The sequence below is a fragment of the Cryobacterium sp. GrIS_2_6 genome, assembly GCF_035984545.1.
Classification (GTDB): Bacteria; Actinomycetota; Actinomycetes; order Actinomycetales; family Microbacteriaceae; genus Cryobacterium.
The window spans coordinates 1,452,887-1,470,295 of sequence record NZ_JAXCHP010000001.1 but is presented as its reverse complement, the minus strand read 5'-3'; the positions used below and the strand labels follow the sequence as shown (position 1 = coordinate 1,470,295).

The window sequence follows — 17,409 nt, the reverse complement described above, 5'->3', positions numbered from 1 at the left end:
TCTACTGTCCGTGCACTCGCGTCGAGCGGCGTCGCAGCAGGTCGACGGCGATGGGGACGATGGACACGATCACGATGAGGATGGAGATGATGTCGATGTTGTCGGCTACGAACGGTATTTGGCCGAGCCAGAAGCCGGCGAGGGTCAGGATGAGTGCCCAGGCCACCCCGCCGATCGCGTTCCACTTGAGGAACGTTCGGTAATGCATCGTCGACATTCCAACGACGGGCGGGATGTAGGTGCGTACGATGGGGACAAATCGCGCGAGGACGAGAGATCGTCCGCCGTACTTGGCGAGGAATGTATCGGCCTGGTCCAGATACCGGGTTTTGAGGATGCGGGCGTTCGGGGTGAACCGTCGCCGGCCGTATCTGCGTCCGATGAGGTACCCCACCCCGTCGCCCGCGATCGCAGCGATGGCGACGACGAGCACGAGCACCGGTACGGGAATGCCCAGCGGAAGGGCGAGGAGTGCCGCGGTGAAGACGAGGCTGTCCCCGGGCAGGAATGGGAAGAGCAGCCCGGTTTCGATGAAGATGATGCCCATGATTGCAACGATTACCCACGGCCCCGAGCCGGTGAGGATTGACGCCGGGTCAAGAATTCCGCCTGCCTGAAGGAGCGTCGATGTCGTCATCGTGTGTCCCATGATCAGTCGATCGCGAGTGCGCGAACGGGCGACACGTTGATGGCCGAACGGGCGGGCACTGCGGAGGAAACGACGGCGAGCAGGATGGCGCCTACCGCGATGGCACCGATGACCCAGAGGGGGATCGTGGGCCAGAAGAACCCGCCGATGTGGTGGTCTGACGCAATCGCGGCGAGGGCGCCGGCCCAACCGTAGACGACTCCGAGAACGAGGCCGGTGACTCCGCCGACCACGGTGAGCTGGATGCTTTCGGCCAGGATCATGAACCGCACTTGGCTTTTAGTGAAGCCGAGCGCGCGCAGGAGCCCGATCTCACGTCGGCGCTGCAGCACGCTCAGAGACAGGCTGTTGACCAGCCCGATCGCGGCTATTACCAGGGAAAATCCGATGAGGACGGCAAGGATCCCGGTGGTCAAGGTCAGAAATGCGGCGTCTCCTGCCGCTTCCGCCGGGTCCGCCGCGGCCGCGACTGGACCGGTCTGTGCCAGAAATGACTGGCCGGCGACAGTGAACATCGTCACGAGCGTGACGCCGATGACGAGCCCGACAGTCGACCGGGATGAACGTGCCGGGTATCGGAGGGCGTTGGCCGTCGCAAGAGTGCTGGGCGTCGACGCGCCAGTGAGGCGCCCTGCGGTCATCAGGAGGCGGGGGATGAAGTAGCCCGAGCCGAGAACGAAACCGAGGAAACTGAGCGCGCCCCCGGGGGCGGCAACGAGGAGGCCGAGGGGCGTGAGGAGCCCGATGACGACGCCGAGCAGGAGCAGTCCCAAGCCTCCCGCGAAGAGGACGATCACCAGGGTACGGCGCCACCGGGGCGTGTCTGCGAGGGATTCAGGTTTGGGTTCCTGGGTCGCGCCGGTGGCCTCGATCGGGGACACGGCGAGCAGGGCACGGGAACCGAACCAGGCGGCTCCCGCCGTGCTCGCGACCCCGACGATGACAGGGGCGACCAGGAGCGGGGAGAAAATGGCGATCGGAGTGTCCACGAACGTCCCGGATGCGATCAGGGCGGAGTAGCTCACGCTGGTGACAACGAGGCCGATGACCAGGCCCGCCAGGGCTCCGAGGAATCCAATCACGACGCCCTCGATGACGATGGCACCGCGCAGCGTGCGGGCGGACGCTCCGAGCAATCTCATGAGTGCGATGTGCTTTGCGCGTCCGGCCATGATGATGCTGAACGTGTTGGCGGTCACGACGCACGACACGAAAACGGCGACAAAGAAGAACAGCAGTCCGAGGATGTCGAGCAGCGCGCGAACGAAGCCATGTTGGGTGAAACCGCTGGCAACGGATTGCACGCTCAGGACCGCATCCATCTCGATCAGCATCGTGGCGAACACGGAGGAGAGGATCGCGACGAGAACGCTGGAGGTGTGCTGGCGGCCCCGGTGGCGGAGTTCTCTTAGCGCCAGTGCGATCACGCGGAGACCTCGAGCATCAAGATAATGTCCGAGAGCGCCTTGGGGTCGCTGCGGCCGACATCGTGCACGATGGCGCCGTCAGCGATAAAGAGGACCCGGTCGGCGTAGGACGCCGCCACCGGGTCGTGGGTGACGAGCACGACGGTCTGGCCATACTCGCGGGTGAGCACCCCGAGCAGGGACAGGACATCGCGGCTCGATTTGGAGTCCAAGTTGCCCGTGGGTTCGTCCGCGAAGATCAGCGTCGGCCTGCTGGCGAGTGCGCGTGCGATCGCCACCCGCTGCTGCTGACCGCCGGACAATTCGTGTGGGCGGCGACTCTCGAGTCCGCTGAGGCCCAGGCGCCCGAGCAACTCGTTGATCCACGCTCGCTCGCCCGCCCCCGGCTTCCTGCCGTCGAGTTCGAATGGCAACTCGACGTTCCCGATCACGGACAGGGTCGGAACGAGGTTGAACGCTTGGAAGACGAATCCCAGTTTCCGACGGCGCAGAAGCGTCAGCGCGTCGTCGTCAAGATCGGTGATATCGGTGTCACCGATCATCACCCGCCCGGTCGTTGCGGAGTCCAAGCCGGCGAACACGTGCATGAGCGTCGACTTGCCCGAGCCACTCGGGCCCATGATCGCGGTGAGAGTGCCACGGTGGATGTCCAGGTTGATGCCATCCAGGGCTGTCGCCTGGGTGTCACCGGTGCCGTAGGACTTGGTGATTCCGCGCACGCTGGCGGCGATCGTCGGGTGCGCGATTCCGGTTTCGGTCATGGAATCATCGTGGCAAGGGCGATCCAAGAACTCTCTAAGAATCGCTCGACGCCGTCGATGTGAGCATTCTCGTCAGCTCCGTTCCCGCGGTTACGCTTGTCAGCAACGCGTGGGCCCGGGGTTCGTGCGTGCACGACAGAGAGGTTTCCAATGCCAGTACACGATCCGTTTCCGGCGTTGCTTCTGGTCGAGGACGATCCGAAGCTCGGCCCGCTAATGGCGCAGGTCCTCGCCGAAGCCTATGCAGTGACCTTGGTCGCGGACGGCCGGGAGGGACTCGAGACCGCCCTGGCCGAGGAGTTCGACGTGATGATCATCGACCGCAGGCTGCCGTCACTGGACGGACTGGGTCTGGTCGCGGCGTTGCGCGCGAAACGCGTCACGGCACCGATCCTCCTCGTGACCGCCCTCGGGACCGTCCGCGACAAGGTCGACGGCCTGGATGTCGGCGCGAACGACTACCTCGTCAAACCGTTCGAATTCGACGAGCTCTTCGCCCGCCTTCGAGCGATCCGCCGCGTCTTCACCGGCGAGGGCACGATGATCGCCATCGGCGGCTGGGCGTTCTACCCCGAGAGCCGGATCATTCACTCGCCCTACGACGGGCGCATCATGCTGACAGAACGCGAGAGTGACCTGCTCAAGCTCCTGGCCGACAATCCCGAGCGCACCTTCACCAGGAACCAGATCCTGAAGGCGGTCTTCAGCGACGAGGACCTCCCCGGCACAGTGGACACCTACGTGCACTACCTCAGACGCAAGACCGACGTCGGTGCGGTGATCACCGTGCGCGGTCAGGGCTACCGGCTGGGGGAGCTGTGAAGCGCGACACCAGCGAGAAGAAATCGCTCGACGGCGATGCGCTGGCCCTCCGGAACGCCTCCAGAAAGGTCGGCTTGCAGGTCACCATCGCCTGTGCCGTGGTCGTTGTCGTCATTCTCGTGGCCATCGTCCTGTTCATCGTCAGCGAGGTTTCACTCCCGGTGCTTCTGGAACCCACGGCGGATCCCACGATCCTCGACATCAACGCCTTCAAGCTGCTCCGCGCCTCCGCGGTACTGGGGGCCGGGCTGATCGTCCTCGCGGGCCTGCTGAGTTGGTTCGTCACGCGCCGAGCGGTCAAGCCATTGGGCGACGCACTCCGCGTCCAGCGTTCATTCGTCGCGGATGCGAGCCACGAGCTACGCACTCCGCTGACCATCCTCGACGCGCGACTCCAGATCCTGCAACGCGGACTACCCGTCGGGGATCCGTCGACCGAGGTCGTCGCAGAGCTGCGCCGGGATACCGAAACCCTCATTCGAGTCGTCAACGATCTGCTGGAGTCGGCGGAGGGGGCCGCCGGCCAGGAGGGGCAGGCTAGCGACGGCAGCGAACTCGGGCCGGCCATCGAGGCGGCCGTAGCGTCCATGGATCTCATCGCAGCCCGGGCGTCTGTGAAGATCCAAGTCACCCAGCCGGCGGGCATCTGGACGTCACTTTCTCAGATGAACGTCCAGCGCTGCCTGGTTATCCTCCTCGACAACGCAATCCGGTACGCACCGGAAGGCTCATCGGTGACCGTGGACGTTACCGTCGAGCGGAAGACGGTCACCGTAACCGTGCGGGATCGCGGCCCCGGCATTCGGGGCATCGAACCCAGCCGGATCTTCGACCGTTTCGCACACGCGGGCAGTGCGGCCGACGGTGGGAGCAGCGGCACAGGCTTCGGCATCGGGCTGTCGCTCGTGAGGGAGATCGTCGTCAGGAAAGGCGGAACGGTGAGCGTCGTGAGCAGCTCACCGACAGGAACGGCGATCGCCTTCACCATGCCCGTCACGCGCCCTTGACGAGCACTCGACGGCTGCGCTGAGCCTTCCCCCGAAGGAGCCCAAAACGACGCCCGGTCCGACCCGATTCCAAGGAAACTGCCCTCTCGCACCGCAATCCTGACAATCGGTCGAGACGACCTTCACCGCACAATGCTGCCCGCAAATCAAGCTTCAACTAACAGCAGGAAGTCATCACTTGAACATAGTCCCGTCAATCACGCCAGACATCCCGGCACCTGGTCTGTGAGGAAATTCAGTGAAAACAGCGTTTGCTCAGACTTGGTTTCACGCCCCCTGCGAGCATCCCTGACATGAACTCATCCACCCAAACGTCAGCGATCAGCGCGCGGCACATGCTCAGCAAAGTCCCCGCGATCACGATCTGGTTTTGGATAATCAAGATCCTATGCACAACAGTGGGAGAGAGTTTTGCCGACTGGATCAACGTCGCCCTCGGCGTGGGTCTCGTCGCAACATCGATCATCTTCACGATCGCCACAGCCGCAGTGCTCGCGGTTCAAATGACCCGCCGTCGCTACCAACCCAGCTACTACTGGCTGACCGTCGTCTTGATGAGCGTCACAGGGACCCTGTACACGGATATCCTCACTGATCAGGCTGGCGTCCCTCTGGGAATCAGCGCCGCAGTGTTCGCCGCCGCGCTCGCGGTCGTCTTCACCGTATGGTTCGTAAAAGAGCGCACGCTCTCCATCCACAGCATCGCCACGGTCCCAAGGGAAGCGTTCTATTGGCTCACCGTTCTGGTCACTTTCGCGCTTGGCACGGCACTGGGGGACTGGACCCTGGAGCTCACCGGGTGGGGTCCTGGCCTCTCGATTCTGCTGCCTCTTGCGCTCATCGCCATCACAGCCCGGCTCTGGCGTTTCGGAGCAAACCCGGTACTAGCTTTCTGGGTTGCGTACATCCTCACCCGTCCGCTCGGTGCCAACATCGGAGACTGGCTCGCGCTGACACCAGCCGAAGGCGGCCTCGGGCTCGGAACCGCAACTACGAGCATCATCTTCCTTGCAGCCATTCTCGCGACAGTCGTGTATCTCACAGTCAGCAAAGCCGACAATGACGACAACGCATCGAGCAGGACGCAACCAGTCGCGACACCTGCGAGGCGCCGAACAACGCTCATTGCCATGGGGGCCGTCGCCGCAGCCACGATCGGGTTGCTCGTGGTGACAAGCAACATGCCCCACGCCAGTGCACTCGCCGATGAAACGGCAAAACCGACGTGCACGACCGGCTCCGCAGCGTTGACCCAATCCGAGGCGCAAACGGCAGTGCAGACAAACTTTCCTGCGGATAACGTCGCGGATTTCCGGTCCATCGCCTCCGACACCCTCGAACTCGTCAGAACGGGGGATCAGGCGGGAGCGGCGACGCGCGTCACAGACCTCGAGACTGTCTGGGACGATAACCAAACCGAGTTGAACGCTGCTGACTGCAAGGCGTGGGCGTTCCTCGATCGCCAGATCGACCCCGTCCTGTCCTCGGTTCGAGCCCCGGCCCCGGACCCGGCGACCGAGCAAAACGCACTGCAAGCATTCCTGACCACACTTCCAGGCGCCTGACTTCCGGCCGAGTCACGCCACAATCGGACCCTCAGATGCCGGACGGCGCGGGGGCGCAGGGCGCTGACGCGATCGACTGGACGCGACAAACGAGACGTGGAAAGGGACCGCTTCGGACGACAGTGCACCGCTGGATCTCGTCCGCATTCGGAAAGGCCGCGACAGCAGTTTGACCAGGGTCCGTGACTACCTGCTGGTTCACCGACCGGTCCAGCATCACGACAAACCGAGATGACTTCTGGGTCATAGCAAGTGGGTGCTCTCTTCAAGCACGATGCGAATCCGGACTGAACTCTCGTCGATCGCGGTACCTGCTGACTCGGGTACAGGATAAACGAAGAAGCCATCCGCGACGCCCCTCCACGCTTCCGGACCGGCGTAGTGGTAATTAACTGTGCAGCGAGGGCAGGGGATACTTGAGTCCGTGACCACCTCACTCCTGACACTCAACATCGTCGACGGACAGATCGTGTTGGTCTTCAGCGCACTGAGTGCACGACCTCCACGGTGACGGGCGACAGTCACTCTCCGTTTGCGCGACGGCGAGGATGGTGAGCGGGTGGCATCGGCGTTTTGTATCTGGCGGACCTACACTTCAGTTTGTAAGTCTTGTGAAGGATTCCCCGAGGCGGCACAAACATCGCTGACCAGTTCTGGGCGCCTTGACCGTGAACCCTATTCTCTAGCTGTTCCTTCCCGAGACGGTCGAACTCGTAGCAGGATGGGTGATGCCTCGTCAATTCGTACTTCAGACCAGGATTTTTTCGGATCGCCGTTGCAGGGGCGTCAGCGCGGCATCGTAACTTCGCGAGATTCGCATAGCTTGATCCGCTGATGGAAACCGACCGCCGGTGAGCGTTACGGCCGTCAGTAAACTATTCGCCGCCGGGTTCAGATTCTCGCTGCCTTCATGCTCTCGTGAGCAGGACGGTCTTGCACCACGGACAAAGCCAAAATGGATGTCGCGCCGTGCCGGCGGCTTCGCACCTCGTCCTGCAGGACGGACAATTTGGCGGATTGGTGTCGGTGAGGTCGTCCATGCCGAGATATCACGCCACGGTCCGCTCCGGCACGGCATCAATCTTTCCCAAGCCACGCTGACAATGGTGGTCTTGGTGAGCGGCGGGGGATTCACCTTGACGGTCAAGATGCTGCCGTTCGTAAACTCCAGGATGAGGAGTCGGCGCGGGGCGCCAAAGAACGCCGGGGGTCAGTCAACCGCTCGCCGCCGATCGGATTGAGCATCATGTCCGTGCTGGCGCTGTTAGTGATGGCACGAAGCATCGCTGAGGAAGTCATGGGGGTCGAATGACGTGATCTGCCCCCGACGTCTCACACCGCGGCAGACAGTTACCCACCAATACGGCTGCGACGACGACGAACACACTATGTCTACTTGAGTCGGACGCGTCGACCGGACGCGTGAACGCTGTTCCCCAGCGGGTAGGACATGAATGACCGGGCCCTGTACCAAGGCCTAGACCACCGGTTTACCTATCCCGGAGCGTCTCGCGAACGGTCGTTGCGGGACGCAGTCATATACCTGGAAAAGGCTGAGCTAGCTGATATCACCGATTCCTTATCTTGGGTCACCTCTGACTGGAATCGCTCGATTCCGCCGTGGCTTCCTAGAAACGTTTTTCTCGATCCCGGTCCTGCGCCGAGGGCGCGACAGGGGTGATTTGTCCACGACGATAAACTCTCCATCGCGGAGGCCTTCCCATTTCTTATCCAGCGCGGTCGAAGCGGGTGCGGCGGTGGATCGCTCGGGTGTTGTGGCGCTAGGCATCCGAGTCATCTTTCACTACCTGCGTCGACCGGCCCGGAGCGAGGCGCCTGCGCCGGCTAGACCGTCTACGCGGTGAAGGCGTCGACCGCCGCGAAGGTGGCAACAGGCTGCTCCAGCTGCGGGAGGTGCCCGGCCTCGTGCACGAGCTCGAAGCGACCGTCGCCGAACGCGGCCGCATACGCGCGCCCGTAGTCCGGCGTGAAGACGCGGTCGCTCTCACCCCAGAGCACGAGCGCGGGCACCGTGACGCCGCCGAGCTTCTCGAGAAGCGCCGGGTCGTGCATGTAGGGATTGCCTGCGAGGACGCCCATAGTCTGCATGTTCGCGGCCTGCGCGGCCCGCTGCGCGGTCGAGAACGTCGAGGGGTCGACGAAGAACCTATCGGCGTCGTGCCAGGAGTGCTCGGCGATCTCGCGGGGCGTCAACGAGAAGAAGTCGACGAATTCCTGTCCCTCGACGGCGATGCCGGCGCCGTCGATGACGACGATGCGGCTGACGGTGTTCGCGGTGTCGCGGACGGCCATGGCACTGGCGATCCACCCGCCGAGCGACGAGCCGACGATGAGTACGTCGGCGAGGTCCAGGTCGGCGAGCAGTGCCAGGTACACGTCGGCGAGATCGGAGACGCTCGTGAGGGCCGCGGGGCGCGGCTCGCCGTTCCAGCTGTGTGTGATCAACTCTTTGTAGGCCGTTTCGGCACAGGAAACCGGCCAAGTTAGCGGCTGGTTTCCTGCCAAAAGAGCGGTAAAAATCAGGCCAGGCAATCCCCCTCCACGACGTTGGATTTGGGGAATGCGCAGAGTTTGAGATCACCCGGTGGCCGGGGCCCTCTCCAGCGTGTTGGAGACAGGGGCCCGCCACCCCCCGATAGGTTCCATTCGACGTGTCTACTGCCAAGCGGTCGCGCCGGAAGGAACTAGGAAGCAGATGACGGTACCCATGTCCGTGCAAGAAAATATCAGATCACTCGACTCCCAAGGAATTGCGGGCCGTGAAATCGCCCGCCGGCTCGGAGTCAGCCGCGACGCGGTAGTGAAATACACCCGGCAACACGACTACTCACCGAAGCCACCAGCTCTCGTTCCCCGGCCCGCCGGGTCGGTGTTGACCGGGTTCGAAGACACGATTGAGCTGTGGTTAGGCGAGGACCAGCGCCGGCCGCGCAAGCAACGCCACACCGCCCAACGGGTCTTTGACCGCCTCGTCGCCGAGGAGACCTACACCGGCAGTTATTCCCCGGTGCAACGCTTCGTCAGGAAGTGGAATGCCCAGCACCGGCACGCCGGGGAAGGTTTCACAGAACTGGTCTGGCCGGCGGGGACCGCGCAGGTCGATTTCGGCCAGGCCGAGGCCATCATCGCCGGGGTCCGGCAAATCCTGCACATCTTCGTCGTCACGTTCCCGTTCTCGAACATGCGTTTCGTGCAGGCCTACCGGGGTGAAACGGCCGAGTGCGTCTGCCATGGCCTGCGCACCGTGTTCGACCACATTGGCGCTGCGCCTCGGCATCTGGTCTTTGATAACGCCACTGGCATCGGGCGGCGGGTCGGCACCAAGGTCGTCGAGACGAAGCTGTTCGGTGCATTCAAGATGCACTACCGGTCCGAATCTCGGTACTGCAATCCGTACTCCGGTCATGAGAAGGGGAACGTGGAAAACGCGGTCGGGTTCCTCCGCCGCAACCTGATGGTCCCCGAGCCCGAAGCGGCCACACTGCAGGGCCTCAACGAGGTGTTGCTGGCCAGGTGCCTCGCGTTGGCTTCGACCGTGCACTACCGCAAGGGCCTGCCCATCGGCGAGCTCTTCGCCCAGGACGTCGCGGCGTCTCTGGTGTTGCCCGGCGTCGGGTTTGACCCGGTGCGTTATGAAAACCGCACGGCCGATAAGAAGGGGAACCTACTCATTGACGGGAACACCTACGCGGCCGGGTCTTCCTTCCACAGCCGCACCCTCACCGTTGGGTTGCGGCACGATGTCGTCGAGATCCTCGACGAGCATTCCACGCCGGTGCGGTCTTTCCCGCGGGCCTTCGGAGTGCAGGCCGAGACCATCTTCGAACCCGCGGCCCTGCTGCCGTTGCTGGTGACTAAACCCGGCGCCTGGGGCCACTCTCAGCTGCGAGCCCTCGTCCCCGAGCCGGTGCGGGACTGGCTCGACACGGCCACGGCCACCAACCGGCGCCGGCTCCTGAGCGCCGTCGATGCTGCCTCAGGATCGGCTGGTTTCAACGCCGCGATTGGCGCTGCCGACATGCTCATCCAGCGCGGAGACGCCCCCGACACCGCCGCACTAGGCATGCTCGCCCGGCGCCTCGCCGACGGCACCACACCGGCAGTCGAGAACGTGGATTTGAGCGTCTATGACATCTTCACCACCGACATCTTCTCGGCCGTCAACACCGCGACGGGAGAAATCGCATGACCCTCGTCACAGTCCAGGACATCATCGAGACCGGCCGACAGTCTTCCTTGACTGGCACGGTGCTGGCCGAATGGGCAGAGAAGGGCACCCCGAAACAACGCGAGTACCTGCACGGGATGCTTCTGGCCGAGCGCGAATCCCGACAGGAATCACGCCGCCAACGGCTGCTGAGCGCCGCCCGACTGCCGGCGCTGAAGTCCTTGACGGGGTTTGACTACACCAACGTCAAATTCCCCGAGGACTACGGCCGGGAAGCGCTGACGTCGCTGGAGTTCATCAACCAGGCCGAGGACCTCGTCCTCTATGGCGACGTCGGAACCGGCAAAACCCACCTTGCCTCTGCGTTGGTCGCGGCCGCCTGCCGCCAAGGTATTCCGGCCCGCTTCTTCACGACGTCGTCGTTGGTCATGCAGCTGCGCCGCGCCAAGGATGAAGGGCGTCTCGATCGGGAACTTGCCTCGATCGCGAGAAACCGGCTCGTCGTCATTGACGAACTGGGGTATTTGCCGATCGATACCGACGGCGCCCGGCTCTTGTTCCAGGTCATCGCCGACGGTTATGAAAAACGAAGCCTGATCATCACGACAAACCTTGAGTTCTCCCGCTGGGGAACCGTGTTCGGCGACGACAACATGGCCGCCGCCGTCATCGACCGCATCGTCCACCACGGCCGGCTCCTGCAGTTCCGCGGCGAGTCCTACCGAGTCAAACACGCCCTCATGAAATGACCCGCCACCAGGCCGGCCACCCCGGAACGCGACCCACGACGGTCCCGCCAACCACCGCACGCACCCTCAGCAGTCAGGACTTCTTCATGAAGGATCACACCCAACCAGAGCGCCCCCACGCGCCAGCCGACCACGAGACAGGCTGGTGGGACGACAACGGCCGACCAGCCCCCTGGCCAGACGACTTCGCCGATCCCGACGCCGGATGGACCACCGAAAACACCGCCGTCCCCGCCGATGACGGCGACGAAACCGACCCCACAAACCAGCCGTTCTGACCACCTGATCAAATGGCCGGAAACCGCGCCACAATGGCAGGTTAATTAGCGCTCAAATGGCCGGTTTAAAGTTGACAAAACACACCAGCCGGGCATCGTCGGGAGGAGCACGCGACGCGTCTCGGCGAGGTGTGCGCCGAGACCGGCGACGGTGAAGGGCCCGCCGCCGCCGTGCAGCACGAGGGTCGCTGGCCCGGAGCCGGAGTCGTCGAAGGCGAGGTTGATCTGGAATGCAGGGAGGGTGAGGAAGCGATGCGTCAAAGTCATGTCAACAACCTTATACCAACCTGTTTATACAAACAAGCTGCTATTCTCCGAGCATGGCAACAGACATCATGGCCCTCGGGCGAGCGGTCAAGCGAGTGCAGTGGCGCCACCATCGCGGCCTCGACCGCCGACTGGCCGCTCTAGGTACAACGATCACGCAATGGGACGCCCTCCGCGCCATCTCAGAGGTTCCCGGCGCATCGGCCCACGACCTGGCTCAGCGCACGTTCATGAGCGATCAGGCCTTCGGCACACTGGCGAACCGGCTCGGGGCGCAGGACCTCATCGCGAGAGTCCCGGGAGTCGGGCGCCGCATCGAGCACCGGCTGACGCCGGCAGGCGAGGGACTGCTCGCCGACGCGAGCGTGATCGCGCGGCAGTTCGTGACGGTGCAATTTGCCGATCTCTCCGAGTCAGAGCGCGAGACCCTGCTCGCCCTGCTTCTTCGCCTGGTCTAGATGTACTGAGTCATCAGGTCGCTTACGCTCGGGTTGCCGGTCGACTTTGGCTGGAGTCGAGCAATTCCACCGTGGCTTCCGAGAGACGTTTTTCTCGATCTCGGTCCTTGGCCGGGGCTTCTAACCCTCTGAAACGGCATCTATTTCGCCCGTGAGGGTGGCATTGATAGAGGTGAGGCCCCAGGGCGTGCCTAGAATATCGAGCGCAGCTCGAAGTCCGTCCTGGTATGGGCGGATCTGCGCGACGAGCTCGCGGTCGAGTTCCTCGAGCAGTGAGCTGCATCGATCCAGGAGCTCGTTGCCTTGTCCCGTCAGGATCAACCGCTGCCGGCGCCGGTCGGCGGGGTCTCGTTCTCGCCCGATCGCGCCTTTAGCTTCTAGGTGATCTGCGAGTGCCACCACGAGTGAGGGGCCTACGCCCATGCGGTCCGCCAGTTCCAGCTGCGATCGGGACGTGACCGAGCGAAGCGATGCAAGGAGAGCTACGTGCTTCGGTTTGACGTCCAGCCCCAGGAGAGCCTCGGCATAACGTTCCTCCCACCGCGCCCCCACCACGCCCAGACGGAGGACAACACTGCTGAATGGGTCAGGAGCTGAGGAAACCATACAACAATGCTACTCTACAGAAATGATTCAAGACACGAATGATTCAGGGATACGCGGGAATTGGCAGCGTCGGACCCTGATTGGGGTGAACATCGTCAGCGCGGCCATCGGCGGCGCCTTCGGGGTGGTCGGCATCATCGCACCCAACCTCGTTACCGGCCATCCGGTGCCCCACACTCCGGACTTGAGCTTTTTTACCGAAATGTATGGGCTGCGTTCCGTCGTCATTGACGCTGCCGTGACAGCGGTCCTTCTCCGTCGTCCCATCGACGCCCGGGCGGCCAGTTCTGTCCTTATTCTCGCGGGCGTTGTGCAGGTGGGCGATGCCGTCGTCGCGGCGGTGAATGGAACGCCCGGGGTTGCGGGTGCAGCCGGGGCGGCCGCCATCCATCTCGGAAGCGCTGCCTTCCTCTATCACTGGTATCGCTTCACCCGGCACTGACACTCGTCGATCCGGTTTCCGCCAGCAGAGAGCGACCCCCGGCCTCCCCGCAGAAAACTGTTGTTGACCGGCGTGTAGGCCGTGGGTCGGACCTTGCAGCGAATCACGCGGGCAATCCCACGGAAGCGCGGTAGAAAAAAGACTCAAGTGAGATTGCGGTGAGGAATTGCGGGCACTATCCAGGCTTTCGGTCTCGGAATTCTTCATGATTACCAGGCGTCGAAAACCATGTTTCCCGCGGTTCTCCTCGCTTACAGGCGGCCCAGTGGCCCACTCGGCAAGGCTAGCCGGGCTCACTCGGTGTCAGTGATTTTCCAGTACGGGCGTAAGTTCGCAGCTATGAGGCGGTCAAGGACCCGGTCGGGAAGGATTCGTGACAATCGGGTGAGCACGGCCGCGTCACGGCCGATCGTGTAACGGGTCCGTGGATTTCGTGTCGTCGTGGCGTTGGCAATAACGAGGGCTGCGTCGCTGGCAGGAACGCCTGTTTTCGTGAATGCGGTCGCTTGGTTAATGATCGCCTGCATCAAAGCCCCATAGCGCTTTCGCTGAATAGGGGTCATCTCTTCGACAAATATTTGTGCTCGATCGATTCCGTGGCCCGTCATCTCTGTCTTCACCCCGCCGGGTTCGATAACCACCACCTGCACGTTGTGGGGTGCGAGTTCACGACGGAGGGCGTCGCTGACCGCTTCTAGGGCAAATTTTGCCCCGGAATACGCCCCGTAGGTGCCCATCGCAACCTTTCCTCCAACGGAACTGATATTCACGATTCGGCCGCGGCTTTCGTGCAGGAACGGGAGCATGGCCTGCATGAGGGCGACGTGTCCGAACAAGTTCACGTCAAACTGTCGACGCCATTGATCAAGAGGAAGCGCTTCCACAGGAGCGTTCACGGCGATGCCCGCGTTGTTAACAAGCGCCCGGAGCCGCCTGCGCTCAGGATCGTTCGTGATGCGCTCGACGAGGGCCTCAATGTTCTCTGGGATGGTGATGTCAAGGATCACCGGTTCGAGGTTCGCTCCCCGGATGGTGTCGGCGTCTTCCTGCCGGCGGACCCCGGCAAGAACGTGATAGCCACGCTTCGCCAATTCATGGGCCGTTGCGGCGCCCATTCCAGAGGAAGCACCGGAAACAACAACCAACTCGTTTTCATGTGACAGTGTCATGGGTCCAGTGTGCTGCCGTCGTGTGACATTGTCAACTAGAATGGGGAGATGGTCAGTCGAGCCGAAAGTGCGGCCGCAACTCGAGTAGCACTGCTGCGTGCTGCGTCCCAGCTTCTGGACGGTGGCGGCCCCGATGCGGTGACGCTTCGTGCGGTGGGTGCGCGCGCCGGTGTCTCCCGTGGTGCGCCGTACGGGCACTTCCAGGACAAAGAGCACCTGCTGACACAACTCGCAATCGATGCGTGGAATGAATTTGCTGAGGAGCTCCACCGCCTACAGCGGGACCCACAACTGAATCCGGCCGCCACTCTCACGTCCGCTCTGCTGACGCTCCTTGAGATCGGCCGTGAACGGCCACACCTCTACGAGTTGATGTGGGCTGCACCCTCCGGAGAGCCGTCGGCCGCCCTGCTGGCCGCGAGCGGATCACAAGACCAGTTCCTCCAAATCGTGGCCCAGGTCGTCGGGCAGCACGATGTGCGGCGATACGGGGCCCTGCTCATGTCCAGCGCGCACGGAATCGCAGGAATGGAACTCAGCGGACACCTTTCCCAAGACAAATGGAACGTCACCGGAAACGAACTCATCAGCATGCTCGTCACATCCATCCGAACTCGGTCTCGATAACGGCCGGTAACGGACGCTGACAAATTGACATTTTGGAAGCTCAAAGACGCGGCCCGTCGATCTGCATCCTCGCAAGGCGGCGTTCGAACAATATCTTGGGGCCGTGCGACCTGGCCATGCGCTGACACGAGAAACGCTCGCCCTCCGCCGCGGTGGGTCAGGGGCTTGAGAGGCACCCGGCAGTTGAGGGCACAGGTGCTGTCCCCGGCTGTTCTCGGAACCGAGTAGAGCGCCCGCGAGGCTGGACCATTGCCAGCATAAGTTTTCGACGAGTCCCTACCGTTCGCGGGAGTGCTTTTCAGGCGCCCCTGTGCCGGCGCGCAGGGTCGTGCGGAAGGTTGTGGGAAGGGTTTGCGGGCCCGGGTTAGGCGGTGGCGAAGTTGTGCCGGGGTGCGGTGCGCAGGTTGAACCACATGCGCGCCGTGATTCGGTTGCGGGAGGTGAGGATCGTGAAGGGTGCGGGCGTGCGGCCGGCGTCGCGGACGGCGTGCTCGAGGTAGTCGCGCAGTTGCCACACGTCGACGGGGTCGGACGGTCTGGTCGAGTGCAGCCCGGTGTTTAGGCGGTCGGCGGACCAGTCGAGGTCCGTGGCGACTTGGGCGGTCGTCAGGCCGGCGAGGTCCAGGTTGGCCCGTAGCTCGGAGCGGGTACGGGCGAGTTCTTCGGTGTTCAGCGACAAAGGGGTGTCCTACATTCTTAGGGAGGTATCGGGGGTGTGGGGCGCGGCTCGGCGGCCGCTGGTACATCGCGGTGCCGCCGTCAGCCGATCGATCCCGTCAGCTGATCGATCCCGTCCGCGGGACGAGGGCGTCTAATGCGTCCATCAGGGCGCCGTCGAGGGCGATATCGCTTACGGCCATGTTCTGTTCGAGGTGGGTGATGCTGGCTGTGCCGGGGATGAGCATGGTGTTCGGGGCGTGGTGCAACAGCCAAGCGAGACCGATCTGCGCCGGGGTGACGCCGAGCGCGGTAGCCGCCTCTTGCACCGCGGGCTCGTCGGTGACCTTCGTCATGGTGGGGACGGCGCTGCCTAGCGGGAAGAACGGGATCCAGGCCATGTTCTCAGCGGTGCAGAGTTCGAGCAAGGCCTCGTCGGCGCGGGCCACGAGGCTGTAGTCGTTCTGCACGCACACCGGCCCGGCGGGCAGGGCGCGCTGGAGCACGTCGAGGGTGACGTTGCTCAGCCCGAACGCGCCGATCAGCCCGTCGCCCCGCATCGCGGTCATAACCGCAAGCTGGTCGTCGAGGTCGACCTGCTGCTCGGGCGGCATGGGGATGCGCACGTGGCCGTCCATGCGGCGCGGGTTAACCACCGGGATCTGCTCGAGACCCAGGGTGCGCAGGTTGGCCTCGACGCTGGCGCGCAGTTCCTCTGGCCGCTGCGCGACCCGCATCGGGAACGGTCCGCCCGGGTCCGGGTCGGCGCCGATCTTGCTGACGACGGTGACGCCGTCCTCGGGCCGCAATGCCTGGGCGATGATCTCGTTGGAGAAGCCGTCGCCGTAGAACTGGGCGGTGTCGATGTGGTCGACGCCGAGCTCGAGGGCGCGACGGACCAGTGCGACGGCGGCGGTCCGGTCGCCGGACAGTCGTTCGAGCTGCAATGCGCCATACCCGATGCGCGAGACCGTGCGGTCACCGAGCTGGCCTACGCCACCGGGGCGAAGTTCTCCGGTTGCGGAGAAAGTGGGAAAGGACAACGTCAAGACCTCGGTCCATGTGAGATGATGAAGAAACGGAGGATGCTCCGCTTCATTGAAGGTAACACAACCGGAGGGTCCTCCGCTATGATTCGGTCAGACTCGGGCGCCGTGACCTCGGGCATTGCGAGCCGCCCGCTACGCGCTGACGCGCGCCGCAACCGCGACAAACTCGTCACCGCCGCACGCGCGGCGCTGGCCGCCGACGGTAGCGCCGCCTCGCTCGATGGCATCGCCCGCGAAGCGGGCGTCGGGATCGGTACCCTGTACCGCCACTTTCCAACGCGCGACGCCCTCGTCGAAGCGGTGTACGGCGCGGAGCTGGATTCGCTCGCCGCCAGTGGACCCGCCCTGCTCGAGGAGCTCGCACCCGAGACGGCGCTTCGTGAGTGGGTCGCACGCTACGCACAGTTCACCGCCGTCAAGCGCGGCATGATGGACACGCTGCGAGCCGGCTTGGCCGAGGGCAAGCTCCCGACTTCCACCACGCGCGAGCGCATCACCGCGGCGATCGCGCCGATCCTCGCCGCGGGGGCGAGGGATGGTTCCCTGCGCTCCGACATCGGGCCCGACGACGTCACCACACTCCTGCTCGGGACGTTCCTCGCCACCGCCGCCAGCACCTCGACCGATACCACGCGCCGGCTGCTCGACCTGGTCGTCGACGCGCTACGCTCAAGCGCCTGATAGCAC

The 17,409-nt window shown here is 63.8% G+C and carries 19 protein-coding genes; 10 read left to right on the top strand and 9 right to left on the bottom strand.

Annotation, left to right across the window (positions count from 1 at the left end):
- Window position 1: 1 nt before the first annotated feature.
- From RCH22_RS07430 to RCH22_RS07420, 3 genes are read right to left on the bottom strand one after another with little or no spacing between them, the layout of a single operon-like run.
- On the bottom strand, window positions 2-637 hold the full coding sequence (locus RCH22_RS07430) for a VTT domain-containing protein (protein WP_327013411.1): 636 nt from the start codon (window positions 635-637) through the stop codon (window positions 2-4).
- Window positions 638-651: 14 nt separating this feature from the next.
- The gene (locus RCH22_RS07425) at window positions 652-2,076 is read right to left on the bottom strand and encodes an FtsX-like permease family protein (protein ID WP_327013410.1); all 1,425 of its coding nucleotides are present in this window, start codon (window positions 2,074-2,076) and stop codon (window positions 652-654) included.
- Complete coding sequence (locus tag RCH22_RS07420) at window positions 2,073-2,837, bottom strand: ABC transporter ATP-binding protein (RefSeq protein WP_327013409.1); 765 nt, start codon at window positions 2,835-2,837, stop codon at window positions 2,073-2,075. The genes RCH22_RS07425 and RCH22_RS07420 overlap by 4 nt, the downstream gene beginning before the upstream one ends.
- A gap of 150 nt (window positions 2,838-2,987) precedes the next feature.
- Between RCH22_RS07420 and RCH22_RS07415 the strand changes: the two genes are divergently transcribed.
- From RCH22_RS07415 to RCH22_RS07405, 3 genes are all read left to right on the top strand, one after another.
- Window positions 2,988-3,659 (top strand): response regulator transcription factor, encoded by a 672-nt coding sequence (locus RCH22_RS07415; protein ID WP_327013408.1) that lies wholly within the window; start codon window positions 2,988-2,990, stop codon window positions 3,657-3,659.
- On the top strand, window positions 3,656-4,666 hold the full coding sequence (locus tag RCH22_RS07410; protein ID WP_327013407.1) for a HAMP domain-containing sensor histidine kinase: 1,011 nt from the start codon (window positions 3,656-3,658) through the stop codon (window positions 4,664-4,666). The genes RCH22_RS07415 and RCH22_RS07410 overlap by 4 nt, the downstream gene beginning before the upstream one ends.
- 293 nt (window positions 4,667-4,959) lie before the next feature.
- Window positions 4,960-6,231, top strand: coding sequence for a hypothetical protein (locus tag RCH22_RS07405; protein ID WP_327013406.1), 1,272 nt, complete (start codon window positions 4,960-4,962; stop codon window positions 6,229-6,231).
- A 1,854-nt stretch (window positions 6,232-8,085) separates the two neighbouring features.
- On the opposite strand, the gene RCH22_RS07400 is transcribed toward RCH22_RS07405, so the two are convergent.
- Window positions 8,086-8,697, bottom strand: a complete 612-nt coding sequence (locus RCH22_RS07400) for an alpha/beta hydrolase (protein WP_327013405.1) — start codon at window positions 8,695-8,697, stop codon at window positions 8,086-8,088.
- Between the two features lie 262 nt (window positions 8,698-8,959).
- On the opposite strand from RCH22_RS07400, the gene istA reads away from it, so the two are divergent.
- The 3 genes from istA to RCH22_RS07385 are packed head-to-tail and all read left to right on the top strand — an operon-like array spanning window position 8,960 to window position 11,447.
- Window positions 8,960-10,441 (top strand): IS21 family transposase, encoded by a 1,482-nt coding sequence (istA, locus tag RCH22_RS07395; protein ID WP_327015455.1) that lies wholly within the window; start codon window positions 8,960-8,962, stop codon window positions 10,439-10,441.
- Window positions 10,438-11,169, top strand: a complete 732-nt coding sequence (gene istB, locus RCH22_RS07390; RefSeq protein ID WP_327012999.1) for an IS21-like element helper ATPase IstB — start codon at window positions 10,438-10,440, stop codon at window positions 11,167-11,169. Before istA ends, istB begins: the two co-directional genes overlap by 4 nt.
- Window positions 11,166-11,447, top strand: coding sequence for a hypothetical protein (locus tag RCH22_RS07385; RefSeq protein ID WP_327013000.1), 282 nt, complete (start codon window positions 11,166-11,168; stop codon window positions 11,445-11,447). The genes istB and RCH22_RS07385 overlap by 4 nt, the downstream gene beginning before the upstream one ends.
- A gap of 45 nt (window positions 11,448-11,492) precedes the next feature.
- On the opposite strand, the gene RCH22_RS07380 is transcribed toward RCH22_RS07385, so the two are convergent.
- On the bottom strand, window positions 11,493-11,714 hold the full coding sequence (locus tag RCH22_RS07380; protein WP_327013404.1) for a hypothetical protein: 222 nt from the start codon (window positions 11,712-11,714) through the stop codon (window positions 11,493-11,495).
- A 53-nt stretch (window positions 11,715-11,767) separates the two neighbouring features.
- On the opposite strand from RCH22_RS07380, the gene RCH22_RS07375 reads away from it, so the two are divergent.
- Window positions 11,768-12,172, top strand: a complete 405-nt coding sequence (locus tag RCH22_RS07375; protein WP_327013403.1) for a MarR family transcriptional regulator — start codon at window positions 11,768-11,770, stop codon at window positions 12,170-12,172.
- A 120-nt stretch (window positions 12,173-12,292) separates the two neighbouring features.
- Here RCH22_RS07375 and RCH22_RS07370 read toward each other — a convergent pair whose 3' ends face one another.
- Window positions 12,293-12,778, bottom strand: coding sequence for a MarR family winged helix-turn-helix transcriptional regulator (locus tag RCH22_RS07370; RefSeq protein ID WP_327013402.1), 486 nt, complete (start codon window positions 12,776-12,778; stop codon window positions 12,293-12,295).
- A gap of 22 nt (window positions 12,779-12,800) precedes the next feature.
- On the opposite strand from RCH22_RS07370, the gene RCH22_RS07365 reads away from it, so the two are divergent.
- Entirely contained in the window at window positions 12,801-13,220 is a 420-nt protein-coding gene (locus RCH22_RS07365; RefSeq protein ID WP_327013401.1) for a hypothetical protein, read from the top strand.
- Between the two features lie 293 nt (window positions 13,221-13,513).
- On the opposite strand, the gene RCH22_RS07360 is transcribed toward RCH22_RS07365, so the two are convergent.
- Window positions 13,514-14,389, bottom strand: a complete 876-nt coding sequence (locus tag RCH22_RS07360) for an SDR family oxidoreductase (RefSeq protein ID WP_327013400.1) — start codon at window positions 14,387-14,389, stop codon at window positions 13,514-13,516.
- 48 nt (window positions 14,390-14,437) lie between these two features.
- Between RCH22_RS07360 and RCH22_RS07355 the strand changes: the two genes are divergently transcribed.
- Window positions 14,438-15,016, top strand: coding sequence for a TetR/AcrR family transcriptional regulator (locus RCH22_RS07355; protein ID WP_327013399.1), 579 nt, complete (start codon window positions 14,438-14,440; stop codon window positions 15,014-15,016).
- Window positions 15,017-15,380: 364 nt separating this feature from the next.
- Here RCH22_RS07355 and RCH22_RS07350 read toward each other — a convergent pair whose 3' ends face one another.
- Together RCH22_RS07350 and RCH22_RS07345 are read right to left on the bottom strand one after the other, a co-directional pair.
- Window positions 15,381-15,695, bottom strand: coding sequence for a DUF2316 family protein (locus tag RCH22_RS07350; RefSeq protein WP_327013398.1), 315 nt, complete (start codon window positions 15,693-15,695; stop codon window positions 15,381-15,383).
- A gap of 97 nt (window positions 15,696-15,792) precedes the next feature.
- Window positions 15,793-16,716 (bottom strand): aldo/keto reductase, encoded by a 924-nt coding sequence (locus tag RCH22_RS07345; RefSeq protein ID WP_327013397.1) that lies wholly within the window; start codon window positions 16,714-16,716, stop codon window positions 15,793-15,795.
- An 87-nt stretch (window positions 16,717-16,803) separates the two neighbouring features.
- Between RCH22_RS07345 and RCH22_RS07340 the strand changes: the two genes are divergently transcribed.
- The gene (locus RCH22_RS07340) at window positions 16,804-17,403 is read left to right on the top strand and encodes a helix-turn-helix domain-containing protein (protein ID WP_327013396.1); all 600 of its coding nucleotides are present in this window, start codon (window positions 16,804-16,806) and stop codon (window positions 17,401-17,403) included.
- Window positions 17,404-17,409: the final 6 nt, after the last annotated feature.